The 14,839-nt window shown below is 70.8% G+C and carries 16 protein-coding genes and 1 pseudogene; 9 read left to right on the top strand and 8 right to left on the bottom strand.

All coding sequences use genetic code 11. The annotated features are described in order from the left end of the window. Positions 1–129: 129 nt before the first annotated feature. Positions 130–624: a DUF6098 family protein gene (locus BLU02_RS02060; protein WP_231919619.1), complete on the top strand. Its 495-nt coding sequence runs from the start codon at positions 130–132 to the stop codon at positions 622–624. Next, a complete protein-coding gene (locus tag BLU02_RS02055) occupies positions 621–1,373 on the top strand; it encodes an MBL fold metallo-hydrolase (RefSeq protein ID WP_060923170.1) in 753 nt (250 codons plus the stop codon). The genes BLU02_RS02060 and BLU02_RS02055 overlap by 4 nt, the downstream gene beginning before the upstream one ends. A 10-nt stretch (positions 1,374–1,383) precedes the next feature. On the opposite strand, the gene BLU02_RS02050 is transcribed toward BLU02_RS02055, so the two are convergent. The 6 genes from BLU02_RS02050 to BLU02_RS02025 form a co-directional block, all read right to left on the bottom strand. Then, a complete protein-coding gene (locus BLU02_RS02050) occupies positions 1,384–2,610 on the bottom strand; it encodes a Dyp-type peroxidase (protein ID WP_060923169.1) in 1,227 nt (408 codons plus the stop codon). Then, on the bottom strand, positions 2,610–3,143 hold the full coding sequence (locus BLU02_RS02045) for a copper chaperone PCu(A)C (RefSeq protein ID WP_060923168.1): 534 nt from the start codon (positions 3,141–3,143) through the stop codon (positions 2,610–2,612). The genes BLU02_RS02050 and BLU02_RS02045 overlap by 1 nt, the downstream gene beginning before the upstream one ends. 11 nt (positions 3,144–3,154) lie before the next feature. Next, a complete protein-coding gene (locus BLU02_RS02040) occupies positions 3,155–3,775 on the bottom strand; it encodes a copper resistance CopC family protein (protein ID WP_231919618.1) in 621 nt (206 codons plus the stop codon). A gap of 111 nt (positions 3,776–3,886) precedes the next feature. Continuing rightward, on the bottom strand, positions 3,887–4,492 hold the full coding sequence (locus tag BLU02_RS02035) for a hypothetical protein (RefSeq protein ID WP_157546958.1): 606 nt from the start codon (positions 4,490–4,492) through the stop codon (positions 3,887–3,889). A 50-nt stretch (positions 4,493–4,542) separates the two neighbouring features. Beyond that, a complete protein-coding gene (locus BLU02_RS02030) occupies positions 4,543–5,892 on the bottom strand; it encodes a cryptochrome/photolyase family protein (protein ID WP_060923171.1) in 1,350 nt (449 codons plus the stop codon). Then, complete coding sequence (locus BLU02_RS02025) at positions 5,889–6,266, bottom strand: DoxX family protein (protein ID WP_060923166.1); 378 nt, start codon at positions 6,264–6,266, stop codon at positions 5,889–5,891. Before BLU02_RS02025 ends, BLU02_RS02030 begins: the two co-directional genes overlap by 4 nt. Before the next feature lie 50 nt (positions 6,267–6,316). Between BLU02_RS02025 and BLU02_RS02020 the strand changes: the two genes are divergently transcribed. The 3 genes from BLU02_RS02020 (at position 6,317) to BLU02_RS02010 (ending at position 9,301) form a co-directional block, all read left to right on the top strand. After that, a complete protein-coding gene (locus BLU02_RS02020; protein ID WP_060923165.1) occupies positions 6,317–6,676 on the top strand; it encodes a YnfA family protein in 360 nt (119 codons plus the stop codon). Between the two features lie 121 nt (positions 6,677–6,797). Continuing rightward, entirely contained in the window at positions 6,798–8,750 is a 1,953-nt protein-coding gene (gene thrS, locus BLU02_RS02015; protein WP_231919695.1) for a threonine--tRNA ligase, read from the top strand. Next, complete coding sequence (locus BLU02_RS02010) at positions 8,747–9,301, top strand: HIT family protein (RefSeq protein ID WP_025103533.1); 555 nt, start codon at positions 8,747–8,749, stop codon at positions 9,299–9,301. Before thrS ends, BLU02_RS02010 begins: the two co-directional genes overlap by 4 nt. A gap of 200 nt (positions 9,302–9,501) precedes the next feature. Here the strand turns inward: BLU02_RS02010 and pdxY are convergent, their stop codons facing one another. After that, positions 9,502–10,353, bottom strand: a complete 852-nt coding sequence (gene pdxY / locus BLU02_RS02005) for a pyridoxal kinase PdxY (protein ID WP_060922279.1) — start codon at positions 10,351–10,353, stop codon at positions 9,502–9,504. A 46-nt stretch (positions 10,354–10,399) separates the two neighbouring features. Then, positions 10,400–11,706, bottom strand: a pseudogene (locus tag BLU02_RS02000) (aminotransferase class I/II-fold pyridoxal phosphate-dependent enzyme). Between the two features lie 89 nt (positions 11,707–11,795). Here BLU02_RS02000 and pdxS point away from each other — a divergent pair. From pdxS to ruvC, 4 genes are all read left to right on the top strand, one after another. Then, positions 11,796–12,689, top strand: coding sequence for a pyridoxal 5'-phosphate synthase lyase subunit PdxS (pdxS, locus tag BLU02_RS01995; protein ID WP_025103530.1), 894 nt, complete (start codon positions 11,796–11,798; stop codon positions 12,687–12,689). After that, positions 12,679–13,269, top strand: coding sequence for a pyridoxal 5'-phosphate synthase glutaminase subunit PdxT (gene pdxT, locus BLU02_RS01990; RefSeq protein ID WP_060922278.1), 591 nt, complete (start codon positions 12,679–12,681; stop codon positions 13,267–13,269). Before pdxS ends, pdxT begins: the two co-directional genes overlap by 11 nt. 170 nt (positions 13,270–13,439) lie before the next feature. Beyond that, positions 13,440–14,201 (top strand): YebC/PmpR family DNA-binding transcriptional regulator, encoded by a 762-nt coding sequence (locus tag BLU02_RS01985; protein ID WP_060922277.1) that lies wholly within the window; start codon positions 13,440–13,442, stop codon positions 14,199–14,201. 45 nt (positions 14,202–14,246) lie between these two features. Further along, positions 14,247–14,831, top strand: coding sequence for a crossover junction endodeoxyribonuclease RuvC (ruvC, locus tag BLU02_RS01980; protein ID WP_060922276.1), 585 nt, complete (start codon positions 14,247–14,249; stop codon positions 14,829–14,831). The last annotated feature ends 8 nt before the right edge of the window (positions 14,832–14,839 follow it).

Here is a 14,839-nt window from a genome sequence, read left to right as displayed (position 1 = left end):
GGGCATTGACGCGGCGGAAGCGGCGCGCTAATTTCTCGCGCGTCCGCGAGCGCTCCGGCGATGATGCGCTCGAAGCCCGGATTGTCAATCCCCCTCGGCGTCGTCTCGCCCGCTTCTTACGCTCAGGCCATGACCGACGCCGCTCTCGACCGCACCTGCGGCACCTCGACCGATCGCGACGCCACGACCGGGTTGCGACGCATCGACCACCTGGCGCAGCTGGCCGCGGTCGTCCGCGCATGTCCCGGTCTGCACGTCCGGTACTCCGAGGGACCGGACGCGGACGCACGCCGCTCCAGCATCGACACCGAGAGCGGACTCGAGCTCCCCGGGCTCTCCGTCAATCCTCTCGACGCCGAGCGGTGGTGGACGCGTCCGCTGGAGGACTGGCTCGCGCGCCAGCTCTGTCAGTACCGACACCTCGCCGAGAAGGATCCGCAGCGCATCGCCTGGATCCTCCGCGGCGAGCACTGCGGTCGGGGGCCCGACTGCGAGCCGTTGCTGCGAGAGGTGGAACCGATCGCCGTGATCGGCGCACACGTGCTGCTCGAGGCCAGGGAGCGGTACGAGCGCAACTTCGATGCGGGTCGCGGACCCGCCGACGACGAGGAGGACCGGGGATGAGTAGAGGGCGGCAGTGGACGGAGGTCGTTCCCGGCTTCTTCGGCATCAGCGTGGCGGACGTCAACTGCTACCTCGTGCAGACCGCCGACGGGCTGACGCTGTTCGATGCGGGACTGCCGCGCAGCATGGGCGTGCTGCGCGACCTGCTCGGCCACCTCGGGGCGAAGGAGACCGACATCGATGCGGTCGTCCTGACGCACGGGCATTTCGACCACGTCGGTGTCGCGTGCAGGCTGCACGAGGAGGGGGTCTCCGTGTTCGTCCACCCTCGCGACGCACGGCTGGCCCGTCATCCCTACAGCTACCGTCCGGCCTCACCGCGCGTCCCCTACGTGCTCACCCATCCGAGGGGCATCCCGACGATCACCCGGATGGCACTCGCCGGAGCCCTGAACGTCCGCGGCGTCGAGGCGCAGCCGCGCGTGAGGCACGAGCATCCGATCGATGCCCCAGGGACCCCGATCGCCCTGTGGACTCCCGGGCACACGGAAGGGCACTGCGCGTACCTGTTCGAGGAGTCCGGGGTGCTCATCGCCGGCGACGCCCTCGTGACGCTCGACCCGTACACCGGCGAGACCGGACCCCAGATCGTCGCCAGGGCGGCCACGGCCGACACCGCGGAGGCGATGGAGTCGCTGGACACCCTGGCGCGCACGAGCGCGCGGGTCGTCCTGACGGGCCACGGAGAGCCCGTCCTGGACGGTGTGGGGCCCGCGGTCGCCGCCGCCCGGCGACGCGGACCCCACTGAGTCCTCGACCTCAGTCGAGCAGCGTCTCCCCGATGTAGCCGCCCTCCGCGCACCCCGGGGGCACCGCGAACACGGCGGATCCGATCGGGACCGTCCACTCGTTGAGCAGGTCGAGCTCGTCGAGCCGTTGCTGCATCGGGACGAACTGCCGCGCGACGTCGGCCTGGAACGCGGCGAAGAGCAGCCCGGATTCGGAGACGCCGTCTCCGGCCGGGCGCTCGTCGTAGTTGTACGCCCGTCGGAAGATGCGCTCCGTCCCGTCCCCGCGTGCGCGCCGGATGTGCGCGAACGCCGGGATGACGGGGAACCCGATGGCCGTCGTCGCGTCGAAGTCCGGCTCGTCGAACTCCGACGTCCCCGTGAGCGGCGCACCGTCACGGAGCGTCCGCCCCACCGAGGCCTCGCGGCCTCCGCGATCCAGGCGGTCCCAGGCGTCGAGGTCCATGCGGATGCGGCGGAGGACCATGCCCGTGCCGCCGGCGAGCCAGCCGTCATCGCTCCACACCACCTGGTCGAAGTCCGCGGTCCCCGGCTGCGGATTGCTCGTGCCGTCGACCTGGCCGAAGAGGTTGCGCATGGTCGTGCCCGGTCGCTCAGTGCCGTGTGCCCGGCGGAAGCCCTGCTGGATCCATCGGACGGTCGCGAAGCCGCGCGCGTCCTTCAGGAGCATGCGCTGCGCGTGCGCGACGGTCAGGGGGTCGTCGGCGGCGATCTGCAGGAGCAGGTCTCCGTCCGAGAACTCCGGCTGCAGGCGGTCAACGCGGAAGGCGGGCAGCGGAGCGAGCCACGCGGGGGTATTGCCGCCCGCTCGTGCCACGAGCGCCGGGCCGAAGCCGAACGTGACGGTCAACCGGGCAGGGGCGACGGCGAGCTCCGGCTCCGAGTCCGCGAGCGCCGATCGTCCCTGGGTGAGCCGCGCTGCGTCGTCCGTGAGGATCCGCAGGAGCCGGCGGAGTCCGTCGCGGTCGACCTCCGGCCGGAGGTCGAGCGCCACGAAGGAGCCGTGCGCCTGGGCAGGGGTGTCGATCCCGGCCTGATGGACACCGTGGAACGGGACGGTGAGGGAGCCGTTGAGCGGTGCGGGGGCCGCGGGAGCCTCCGTGTCCGCCCGCGTGAGGGCGAGGTCGGCCCCGACCGCGACGGCGGCGCCGACACCGGCGACAGCCCCTCCGAGGAGGAACTGCCGCCGGGTCGAGCCGGTGCGGCCGGTGCGCGCGCCCGAGACGCGCGCGGACATCAGTGGTCCATGCCCTCGTGGTCGTCGGCGCCGTCGTAGTTCTCGTTCGCGCCGGAGTAGTCCTTCACCGGTGCGGCGAACTCGAACGTGGAGTCGTCCGACAGGGTGACGGTGAAAGCGACCTCGTCACCAGCTCTCAGAGGCTCGGAGAGGTCCATCATCATGATGTGATTCCCCCCGGGCTCGAGGGCGAGGCTGCCGCCGGCGGGGACGACGAAGCCCCCGGCGATCTCCCGCATGACCATCTCCCCGGCCTCGTTCTCCACGGTCTCGTGGAGCTCGATCATCGGCGAGGCGGCGGAGGTGACCGATGTCACCGTCACGTCCTCCTCGCCCTCGTTGACGAGCACGCCGAAAGCCGCGGACATGCCTTCGTCGGCCGCCTTGACCCAGGCGTCGTCGATCCGGAGATCGTCACTGGCGGGGGTGCTGGTCGGGGTCTCGGTTTCTGTGGGCGCGGTGCACCCGGTGAGCGCGACCAGCGAGAGGACGATCGCCGCGCCGAAGCGGGGGAGAGAAGTGCGAGTGTTCATGATGATGCCTTTCAGGAGTTCTCTGCCGTGTCGTCGCCGGATTCCGGCGGCACGGCCGCCGCGCGGCGGCGGCGGAGGATGAGGAGGAGGGCGAAGGCGGCGACGGCGAGTGCCGCGCCCGCCCCGCCGACGAGCAGGACCCGGATCGGGCCGCCCGTCTCGTCTGCGTTCTGATCCGATGCGGTCGACGATCCGCCCGGGGCGGACGCGCTCGACTCCGGGTTCCCTGTCGATGCCAGCGGGACGGCGTCACCGATCGCGAAGGGGATGACCCCCGCGATCGGATGTCCGTCCTCGGAGACGACCTGCCAGCGCACCTGGTACCCGCCGTCCGGCATGTCGGGCAGGAGGGCGGCGGTGACGTTCCGTCCGCGCACCTCCACCTCGCCCGTCGCCCAGTCCTCGCCCTCCGCGTCGACGACGAGGACGACGGCCCCGGCGGTCGACTCGTCGAGGACGAGGAGTTCGCCCGAGAACGTCATGGTGACGCTCGAGGGCGCAGCGTCGAGATGCTCCCCGTCGCCTGGGCTGCTCTCGATGAGTTGGTCATGGGCGGTCGCCGGCGCTGCCGTCGCGAGGATCGCGACAGCCGCCAGCACCGCCCCGGCCGCGAATCTGCGGACAGGGGACATGGAAGAGCCTCTCTTCAGACGTCGCCGAGCGACGCGGGTACCTGCGTTCGGACGCGCGTCACAGCGGACGGCGCGAGGACGCACCGCACGGCGGGAGGCCGCGGGCGCGGATCAGAGCGCGGGGAGAGAGGGCGGGGCGCGCCCGAGAAGCGGAGTGAGGAGGCGAAGACCACGGCCCGCCGGCACGAGGAAGAGCCCGGCGAGGCGGAACGGAGAAGCAGCGGCGCGCGGGGCGAGCGTCGCGTCCGCACGCCGACGCACCCAGCGGACCATTCGGACGGCGAGAGCGCGCAGGGTGAGCAGCAGCCGCTCCCCGCGGTGGAGCGCCGTCACCGTGACGACCGCGGCGAGGGCATGCCCGAGCCACATCGCTGCATCCCCGCTCGCGACGACCGCAGAGCCTTCGGCTGCGGGGAGCACGAGCGGAGCGCCGTGCACGTGACGGATCGCCGCGCCGGACGGAGTGACCGTGCCGAGCACGAAGAGGACGTGGAAGAGGAACTGGCTCACGACCACGGAGAGCGTGAGCCGGGTGAGGGAGAGCCTTCGTCCGGCGAGGAGCACGCTCACCATGAAGGCGAACAGCCAGGGCACCAGGATGCCCAGAGGGCCCGGCATCTCTCCGCCGCCGCTCACGTGACCCGCCAGGGCCACGAAGATCGCGAGCGACGAGGTCGCGAAGCCCCGCACGACGGCGGGCTTGCGGGACGGGCTCACGGGCACCAGTCTGCCATGCGCCGGCGGTGGCCGCGGGCGTGAGCCAGGCGTCAGCTCCGCGGTGCGCCGGAGCGCTTCACGACGTCGTAGGCCGCGAGCGCTGCCTTCCGAGTCTCACCGAGGTCGACGATCGGCTCGGCGGGGGCGCCCGCAGCCCAGCGGCCGATGTACTGCCCCTCGCCGTCGAACTTCTTGGCCTGCAGCTCCGGGTTGAACACACGGAAGTACGGGGCGGCGTCGGCACCGGAGCCCGCGACCCACTGCCAGTTGAACGGATTGCTCGCGTCGTCGGCGTCCACCAGCGTGTCCCAGAACCACTCCTCGCCGAGCCGCCAGTCGATGAGGAGGTTCTTGACGAGGAACGATGCCGTGACCATCCGCACCCGGTTGTGCATGTACCCCGTGTGCCAGAGCTCGCGCATGCCCGCGTCGACGAGGGGGACTCCGGTCTCGCCGTGCTGCCAGAGCTCCAGCCGCGCGGGGTCCAGGGGAGGCCACGGGAAGGCGTCGAACTCGCGCCGCAGGTTCTTCGTCGCGAGATCCGGGAAGTGGAACAGCGTGTGCCAGGCGAACTCGCGCCAGCCGAGTTCCGAGAGGAATCCGCCGGCCCCGTCGACCTCGATCGCCTCGTGCCACACGGTGAACGGACTGAGCTCGCCCCAGCGCAGACGCGGGGACAACCGGGAGGTGGCACCGGCAGCCGGCGCGTCGCGAGCGTGGTCGTACGTGCGGAGGTCTTCGGCGAGGAAGTGCCGCAATCGGCGGCGCGCGGCGGGCTCGCCGGGCTCCCAGGTATCGCGCAGACCGCCCGCCCAGTCCGGGTCGGTGGGCAGGAGCCTCCAGTCGTCCAGCGCGTCGGAGCGGAGCCGCCTGCCGTCGCCGCGGAGCTCTCGAGGCTCAGGGAGCGGGGCGCGCGGGGCCGGGAGGGCCAGGCAGGCCCGCCAGAACGGCGTGAAGACCGAGTAGTGCGTGCCGCTCCCGGTGGTCACCGTCCACGGCTCGTGCAGAAGCGACGCCGCGAAAGACGCCACCTGGAGACCGTCGTCGCGCAGCGCCGCCTTCAGCCCCGCGTCGATCTCGCGCCCGGCCGCCCCGTAGCGGCGGTTCCAGAAGATCGCTCCGGCGCCCGACTCCACAACCAGCTCCCGCACGATCCGGTCGGCGGGCCCGCACCGCAGCACCAGCGTCGCCCCCTTCTCCTGCAGCCGCTCGGCGAGCGAGGCCAGCGAATGGTGCAGCCACCAGCGCGCCGCGCCGCCCAGCGGACGGATGCCGGGGGACTCCTCGTCGAGGACGAAGAGCGCGATGATCGGTTCGTCGCGCTCGACGGCGGCACGCAGCGCGGGGTTGTCGGTCAGGCGGAGATCGTCGCGGAACCAGACGATCGAAGGCGAGGTCATCGGGTCGCCCACAGGGCCCAGGCGATCAGCAGAGGTTGCAGGAACAGGCGGCCGAACCGCCGTCGGTCCGTATCGAGTCCCGGCGTCGATCGCCCGGTGCGCCACTGGTGCCAGTTGCCGGGGAAGACCGCGGCGAAGAACCCCGCTGTCGCCCACCCCATCTTCCGTCTTTCTCGCGGCAGTGCCACCAGCCCCGCGGCGAGCGCGACCTCGGCCGCACCCGACGCCAGGACGATCGTGTCCTTGTCCATCCGGGTCAGGTGGGTCGCCCAGTCGGGCACGACGACCCGGAACCCACGGGTCTGGGTGAAGTGCAGCACGCCCATCGCCCCGAGGGCGAGCGCGAGGAGCCAGCGGGCGATCGTCCGTGTCATGCGCCCACGCTACCGTCCCCGTCGGACGCCGCGGCTGTCACACTGAGGCGATGACCGTGCTGCGCATCGCCGTCCTCTTCCTCCTCGCCGCCGTCGCCGAGATCGGCGGTGCCTGGCTCATCTGGCAGGCGGTGAAGGAAGACCGCGGGTGGTTGTTCGCGGTCCTCGGGGTCATGGCGCTCGGTGCGTACGGGTTCATCGCCGCCCTGCAGCCGGATGCGAACTTCGGCCGCGTCCTTGCTGCGTACGGCGGGATCTTCATCGCCGGATCCCTCGCCTGGGGCGTCATCGTCGACGGATTCCGCCCCACCTCGTGGGACGTCATCGGCTCCGTGGTGGCGCTGGCCGGGGCGGCGATCATCATCTTCGCGCCGGTGGCCGCGGATCCGCTGTCGGAGACCGCCGCGTGACGGTCGGCGACCCGCGAGCGGACGAGTAGCCTAGATCCAGACCCAGATGGAGTGATCAGTGCCTGAAAACGCCCAGCCGACAGACGGCTTCGCCCTGTTCTCTGACCGAAACGTCGTCGCCATGCGCGTCGGCGGCGTCCTCAAGGACCTCGCTGCGACGGTCACCGAGACCGACGACGTCGAGCCCGTCACGATCGACAGCCCCGACGGCCTGAACATCCTGCGTCACTCGACCGCGCACGTCCTCGCCCAGGCGGTGCAGCGGATCAACCCGCAGGCGAACCTCGGCATCGGTCCGCCCATCACCGACGGCTTCTACTACGACTTCGGCGTCGACACCCCGTTCACGCCGGAGGACATCAAGGCGATCTCCAAGGAGATGCAGCGCATCGTCCGCGAGGGCCAGCGCTTCGTCCGTCGTGTCGTGACGGACGAGGAGGCTCGCGCGGAGCTGGCGGACGAGCCGTTCAAGCTCGAGCTCATCGGGCTCAAGGGCCCTTCGACAGGCTCAGGGACCCAGGGTGCTGCCGAGATCGCGGAGGGGGCCTCCGTCGAGGTGGGCGAGGGCGAGCTCACGATCTACGACAACACCACCCGCGACGGCGAGGTCGTCTGGAAAGACCTCTGCCGCGGTCCGCACCTGCCCAACACGCGCATGATCGGCAACGGCTGGGACCTCACCCGCATCGCCGCCGCGTACTGGCGGGGGAGTGAGAAGAACCCGCAGCTCCAGCGCATCTACGGCACCGCATGGCCGACGAAGGACGAGCTCCGTGCCTACCAGGAGCGCATCGCCGAGGCCGAGCGCCGCGACCACCGCAAGCTCGGCGCCGAGATGGACCTGTTCTCCTTCCCGGACGAGATCGGCTCGGGACTGGCGGTGTTCCACCCCAAGGGCGGCATCATCCGCTACGAGATCGAGGAGAACCTGCGCAAGCACCTGCTGCGCAACGGCTACGACCTCGTCAACAGCCCGCACATCACGAAGAAGGATCTCTTCATGACGTCGGGGCACCTGCAGACCTACGCGGACGGCATGTTCCCCCCGATGCACCTCGACGAGGTCGTCGACGACGAGGGCAACGTCACCCGCCAGGGCCAGGACTACTACCTGAAGCCGATGAACTGCCCGTTCCACAACCTCATCTTCCGTTCGCGCGGGCGCTCCTACCGGGAGCTGCCGCTGCGTCTGGCCGAGTTCGGCACGGTCTATCGCTACGAGAAGAGCGGAACGCTGTCGGGGCTCACCCGCGTGCGCGGCCTGACCCAGGACGACGCGCACATCTACGTCGCCCAGGACCAGGTCAAGGAGGAGCTCACCACCAACCTGAACCTCGTGCTCGACCTGCTCCGCGACTACGGCCTCAACGACTTCTACCTCGAGCTCTCGACGAACGAGGAGGGCAACCCGAAGTTCCTGGGCGAGCCCGAGCAGTGGTCGACGGCGATCGACACGCTGCGCGAGGTCGCGATCGAGTCCGGTCTCGAGCTCGTGGCCGACCCGGGCGGCGCCGCCTTCTACGGCCCGAAGATCTCGGTGCAGGCCCGCGACGCCATCGGCCGCACCTGGCAGATGTCGACCATCCAGCTCGACTTCAACCAGCCCGACCGCTTCGAGCTGGAGTACACCGGTCCTGACGGGCAGAAGCACCGCCCCGTGATGATCCACCGGGCGCTCCTCGGCTCCGTCGAGCGCTTCTTCGCGATCCTGCTCGAGCACTACGCCGGCGACTTCCCGCTCTGGCTCGCGCCCAGCCAGGTGGTGGGTGTGCCGGTGGCCGAGCAGTACGGCGACTACCTGGACGACGTCATCGCGCAGCTGCGCGCGGCGGGCGTGCGGGCCGACGTCGATCACTCCGACGACCGCATGCAGAAGAAGATCCGGAATCACACCACCGCGAAGGTCCCGCTGATCCTCATCGTGGGGGAGCAGGATCGCGCCGCGGGCACCGTGTCGTTCCGCTTCCGCGACGGCACGCAGGAGAACGGCGTGCCGGTCGCCGACGCCGTGCGCCGGATCAGCGCCGCCATCGCGTCGCACGCGCTGGTGTTGAAGGCGGGAGACCTCGCATGACGGGCGGTGAGGCGGACCTCGAGGACGCCTCCCGTCTCGTCGGGGTGCCCGACGAGTTCCAGCGGCTGTGGACCCCGCATCGGATGGCGTACATCCAGGCCGGGCCGGAACCGCTGCGCGAGGAATGCCCGTTCTGCGAGGCGCCGAAGTACCCGGACGCCGAGCGGCTCATCGTGGCGCGCGGGGAGACCGCGTACGTGCTGCTGAACCTCTTCCCGTACAACTCGGGGCATCTGCTCGTGTGCCCGTACCGGCACATCGCCACCTACGACCAGGCGACGCCCGAGGAGGTCGCGGAGATCGGCGCGCTCACGCAGACCGCGATGCGCGTGCTCCGCGAGGTCTCCGGCTGCGACGGCTTCAACCTCGGGATGAACCAGGGCGCGGTGGCCGGAGCGGGCGTGGACGCGCATCTGCACCAGCACGTGGTGCCGCGGTGGCGCTCGGATGCGAACTTCTTCCCGATCATCGCCAAGACGAAGGCGCTCCCGCAGCTCCTCGGTGAGGTGCGGGAGGCCGTCGCGGAGGCCTGGCCCGCCGCCGATCGCTGAGCCGTCGCGGCGGCGCCGGAGTGGGTCGCTGAGCCGCCTCTGGGTCGCTGAGCCTGTCGAAGCGTCGTGACCCGGCCGTTCGACAGGCTCAGGGACCCACCTTCGACAGGCTCAGGCCCTTCGACAGGCTCAGGGACCCAGCGCGGGCCCGCTCAGGGACCCAGGGCGGGCCCGCTCAGGGACCCGGCGTCGGGGAGGAGTCAGCGCACCTGGCGGGCGGTGAACTGCATCCGCGGGTTCGCGTAGAACTCCTGCGCCTCGACGAGCTGCAGCTCGCGCTCGCCCGAGTCGAGCGTGGCCTGCAGCAGGTCGTAGACGCTGGAGGCGGTGCGCTCCAGAGCGATCTGCGCGCTGCCGGTCGCGACGTAGTGCGCGGTGAACAGCGCGGCCGTCACGTCGCCGGAGCCGTTGGCCTTCATCGGCAGGTGCGGGGTCTGCACGAGCCAGGCGCCTGCGTCGTCGACGGCGAGCATCTCGATCGTGCCCTCTTCGCGGTCGGGCCGCTCGACGCTCGTGACGAGCACCGTGCGCGGCCCCATCGCCCGCGCGAGGTCGACCGACGCGAGGGTGGACTCGAGCGTGTCGGGCTCGGTCTCGGTGAGGAAGCCGAGCTCGAACTGGTTCGGCGTGATGATGTCGGCCACGGGAACCACGCGTTCGCGGAGCAGGATCGGGATGGCCGGAGCCACGAAGCAGCCGGACTTGGCATTGCCCATGACCGGGTCGCACGCGTACAGCGCATCGGGGTTGGCCGCCTTCACCCGGGAGACCGCGTCGATGATGACGTCGCCGATGCCTTCGCTGCCCTGATAGCCGCTGAGCACGGCATCGATGGAACCGAACACGCCGCGTTCCTCGATGCCGGTGATGACCTCGCCGACGTCGGCCGGGTCGATCAGCGGGCCGCGCCAGGCGCCGTAGCCGGTGTGGTTCGAGAACGTCACGGTATAGACCGGCAGCACCTCGACGCCGATGCGCTGCAGCGGGAAGACGGCGGCGGAGTTGCCGACGTGACCGTACGCGACGGCGGACTGGATGGACAGGATCTTCATACCCGGTCCCTTTCATTCTGGGCGGGGCGGTCCCCGCGTCGGGTGATCATCGTCCGGCGGCGACGAGGTCGGCGATGAGGGTCTCCGTGTCGTCCTCGGCGAGGTCGTGCACGGTGAGTCGGAGGTGATGCGAGGGCTCGGCGCGCTCGTCGAGCGCGAAGTCGTCACCGGTGCGCGCGAGCCAGCCGCGCCGCATGAGGTGGTCGGCGACCGTGCGCGCGGGCTTCTCGAATCCGACCCACAGGCTCAGGCCGTCCGGATCGGGCGCGTCGATGCCCGCGGCGCGCAGGCGTCCCGCGAACGCGGCGTTCCGCGCGGCGTAGTGCCGGCCCGCCTCCGCGATCTCCTCGCGGACGTCGGGGTCGGTGAGCTGGGCGAGCGTGAGGCGCTGCAGCAGGTGGCTCACCCACGTGGTGCCGGGGCTGAGCCGCATCGCCAGGCGCTCTGCGGTTTCCGGGTCGGTCGCCGCGAGCGCCAGGCACATGTCAGGCCCGAGGAACTTCGACACCGAGCGCACCAGGGCGAACCGCTGGTGGCCGGGGCCGATCAGCGATTCGTAGGGACGCTGGGAGAGGAGAGAGAAGTGGTCGTCCTCGATGACGAGCACATACGAGTGGTCGGCGAGAACCCCCGCAGCGCCTCCGCGCGGGCGGGGGAGAGGCTCACCCCCGTCGGATTCTGCGCGCGCGGGGTGCAGATCACGGCGCGGACGCCCGCGTCCAGAGCGGCGCGGAGACCGTCGACCGTCATGCCCTCGCTGTCCACCGGGACTGTGATGGCGCGATATCCGCCGAGCCGCACGGTGTGGATGCTCGCGAGGAAGCAGGGGTCCTCGAGTGCCACGGCGTCGTCACGCATGAGCGCCTGCGCGAGCAGGCGTTCGACGGCATCCACCGCACCGCTGGTCACGGTGACCCGGAAGTCGTGACCGGGGAGGTCGGCACCCATCCACTCCCGCGCCCACGCTTCGAGACCGCGGTCGATCACCGGCTCCCCGTAGAGCACGGGACGACGACCGATCGTGCCGAGCGCCTGCGACGGGTCGGGGATGCGGGCCGGGTCAGGGTTGCCGGTGCCGATGTCGCGGAGCACGGTGTCCGGTGCGTAGCCCTCCTGCGGCACGACGTCGACCCCGGCGACGACCGTGCCCGCGCGCCCTCGCGAATGCACGAGTCCCGCCTGCGCGAGCTGGCGGTAGGCGGCGACCGCCGTGTTGCGGTTGACCCCGAGGGTCGCCGCGAGCTCGCGCACGGGAGGAAGGACCTCGCCGGGCCGGAGCGTGCCGCGGTCCCGGAGGGCGCGCACGCTGTCCGCGATCTCCGCCGCGGTGGTTCCCCTGATCTGCTCGCTCATGATCCTCCTCCGAGATTCTAGGTGGATCGGACGGTGCTACCTTTGATCTAGATCAAAACCGATTTCGGATCATCCGACAGGAGACCCCCATGACCGAGCAGCCCACCACCGGATCCGCACGCGTGAAGCGCGGTCTCGCCGAGATGCTCAAGGGCGGCGTCATCATGGACGTCGTCACCGCCGAGCAGGCGAAGATCGCCGAGGACGCCGGTGCCGTCGCCGTGATGGCGCTGGAGCGGGTCCCCGCGGACATCCGCGCGCAGGGCGGTGTCTCCCGGATGAGCGACCCCGACATGATCGACAGCATCATCGACGCGGTCTCCATCCCCGTCATGGCGAAGGCGCGGATCGGCCACTTCGTCGAGGCGCAGGTGCTGCAGGAACTCGGCGTCGACTACATCGACGAGTCCGAGGTGCTCTCGCCCGCCGACTACGTGAACCACATCGACAAGTTCGGCTTCACCGTGCCGTTCGTCTGCGGCGCCACGAACCTGGGGGAGGCGCTCCGCCGCATCAACGAGGGCGCTGCGATGATCCGCTCCAAGGGTGAGGCCGGCACGGGGGACGTCTCCGAGGCCATGAAGCACATCCGGAAGATCCGGGGAGAGATCGCCGCGCTGACCGCGCTGCCGAAGGATGAGCTGTTCGTCGCCGCGAAGGAGCTGCAGGCACCGTACGAGCTCGTCGCGGAGATCGCCGAGACCGGGAAGCTCCCCGTGGTGCTCTTCGTCGCCGGAGGCGTCGCGACCCCGGCCGATGCGGCGATGATGATGCAGCTCGGCGCCGACGGCGTGTTCGTCGGCTCCGGCATCTTCAAGTCCGGAAACCCGGCCGAGCGCGCGAAGGCCATCGTCAAGGCCACCACGTTCTTCGACGACCCGAAGGTGATCGCCGAGGTGTCCCGCGGGCTGGGCGAGGCTATGGTCGGCATCAACGTGAGCGACCTGCCTGCGCCGCACCGCCTCGCCGAGCGTGGCTGGTAGCCCGCGCGTCGGCGTCCTCGCCCTGCAGGGCGATGTGCGGGAGCACGCCGCGCTCCTGGAAGTGCTCGGCGCCGACGTCACCCTGGTCCGTAGGGCCGAGGAGCTCGCGCGCGTCGACGGTCTCGTGCTCCCCGGCGGCGAATCGACCGTGATCGACAAGCTGTCCCGACTGTTCGGTTTGCAGCAGCCGATCCGCGACGCGATCGCCGACGGGATGCCGATGCTCGGCACCTGCGCGGGGCTGATCCTGCTGGCCGACGAGGTCGTCGACGCGATCGAAGGACAGCAGAGTTTCGGCGGACTTGATGCCGTCGTGCGGCGCAACGCGTTCGGGCGTCAGGCCGAATCGTTCGAGGCCGAGCTGACCGTGCCCGCGTTCGACGAGCCGGTGACGGCGGCCTTCATCCGCGGACCCGTCGTGGAGGCGGTCGGGCCGAGGGCCTCGGTGCTCGCGACGCTGCCGGACGGCCGCGTGGTCGCAGTGGAGCAGGACGGGCTGCTCGGGCTCAGCTTCCACCCGGAGATCACGAACGAGACGCGGTTCCACCGGCGCTTCCTCGACCGGGTCGCCCGCCGCTGACGGTGTCGTGGGTTCAGGCATCGGCGCGAGTTCAGGCGCGTGCGCACGCAGGTGCCTGAACTCGCGCGAACGCCTGCGCGAGGGGGACGACAGCGGTGCCGCGGCACGGTTCGATAGACTGGACGACGCCCTGGGCGGCGTTCCGGGGCGCAGACGACGAGCGGAGACTTATGTCCGGGCATTCCAAGTGGGCCACGACCAAGCACAAGAAGGCCGTCATCGACGCGCGCCGTGCGAAGTCCTGGGCCAAGCTCATCAAGAACATCGAGGTCGCGGCCAAGCTGGGCGGCGCCGACCTGCAGGGCAACCCGACGCTCTTCGACGCGGTGCTCAAGGCGAAGAAGACCTCGGTCCCCAAGGACAACATCGACCGCGCCATCAAGCGCGGCGCCGGCATCGGCGGTGAGGCCGTCGAGTACACCTCGATCATGTACGAAGGCTACGGTCCCAACGGCGTCGCCCTCATGATCGAGTGTCTGACCGACAACAAGAACCGTGCAGCGGCCGAGGTGCGCACCGCGCTCAGCCGCAACGGCGGCACCCTCGCCGATCCGGGCAGCGTCGCGTACAACTTCAGCCGCAAAGGCGTCATCGTCGTCGGTTCCGAGGGCACGACCGAGGACGACGTCATGATGGCGGCGCTGGAGGCCGGCGCCGAGGAGATCGAACCGCACGCCGAGGGCTTCGAGGTCATCACCGAGGCGAGCGACCTGGTGGCCGTCCGCTCCGCCCTGCAGGACGCCGGGATCGAGTACGAGTCGGCCGACGTCGAGTTCGTGCCGAACCTCAAGGTCGAGATCGACGCCGAGACCGCCCGCAAGGTGTTCCGCCTCATCGATGCGCTCGAGGACAGCGAGGATGTGCAGAACGTCTTCAGCAACTTCGATCTGTCGGCCGAGGTCCAGGCAGAGCTCGAGAACGACGACGCGTAGGCGCGGCGCGAGCCGGCGACGCGTCGCGCGGCCTAGCCTGGTCAGGTGACCACTTCGTTGCGCGTGCTCGGCATCGACCCCGGACTGACCCGGTGCGGTGTCGGCATCGTCGACGTCGATCGCGCTCGTCGCGGCACGCTCGTCCACGTCGGAGTCATCCGCTCCGCCCCGGATGCGGAGATCGGCGACCGGCTCGCGATCGTCGCCGCGGGGATCCGCGCGGCGATCGCCGAGCACCGGCCCGATGCCGTCGCGGTCGAGCGGGTGTTCGCGCAGCAGAACACGCACACCGTGATGGGCACGGCGCAGGCGAGCGGGGTCGCCCTCCTGATCGCGGCCGAGGCCGGCCTGCCGGCGGCGACCCACACGCCCAGCGAGGTGAAGGCCGCGGTGACCGGGTACGGCTCCGCCGACAAGCGTCAGGTCCAGGCGATGATCGCGCGGATCCTCCGGCTGGACGCGCCTCCGCAGCCCGCGGACGCGGCGGACGCCCTGGCGATCGCGCTGTGTCACGCTTGGCGCCGCGGCGCTCCGTCGACGAGTCGCACGGGTGGCGGCCTGACTCCCGCGCAGCGCGCGTGGGCCGACGCGGAGCGTGTCGCTCGAACATATCTACGAGCCGGCTCCTAGACTGACAG

This window comes from Microbacterium paraoxydans (genome assembly GCF_900105335.1).
GTDB classification, from domain to species: Bacteria; Actinomycetota; Actinomycetes; order Actinomycetales; family Microbacteriaceae; genus Microbacterium; species Microbacterium paraoxydans.
Note: the sequence above shows the minus strand (reverse complement) of the source record. Positions and strands in the feature narration are given on the sequence as shown.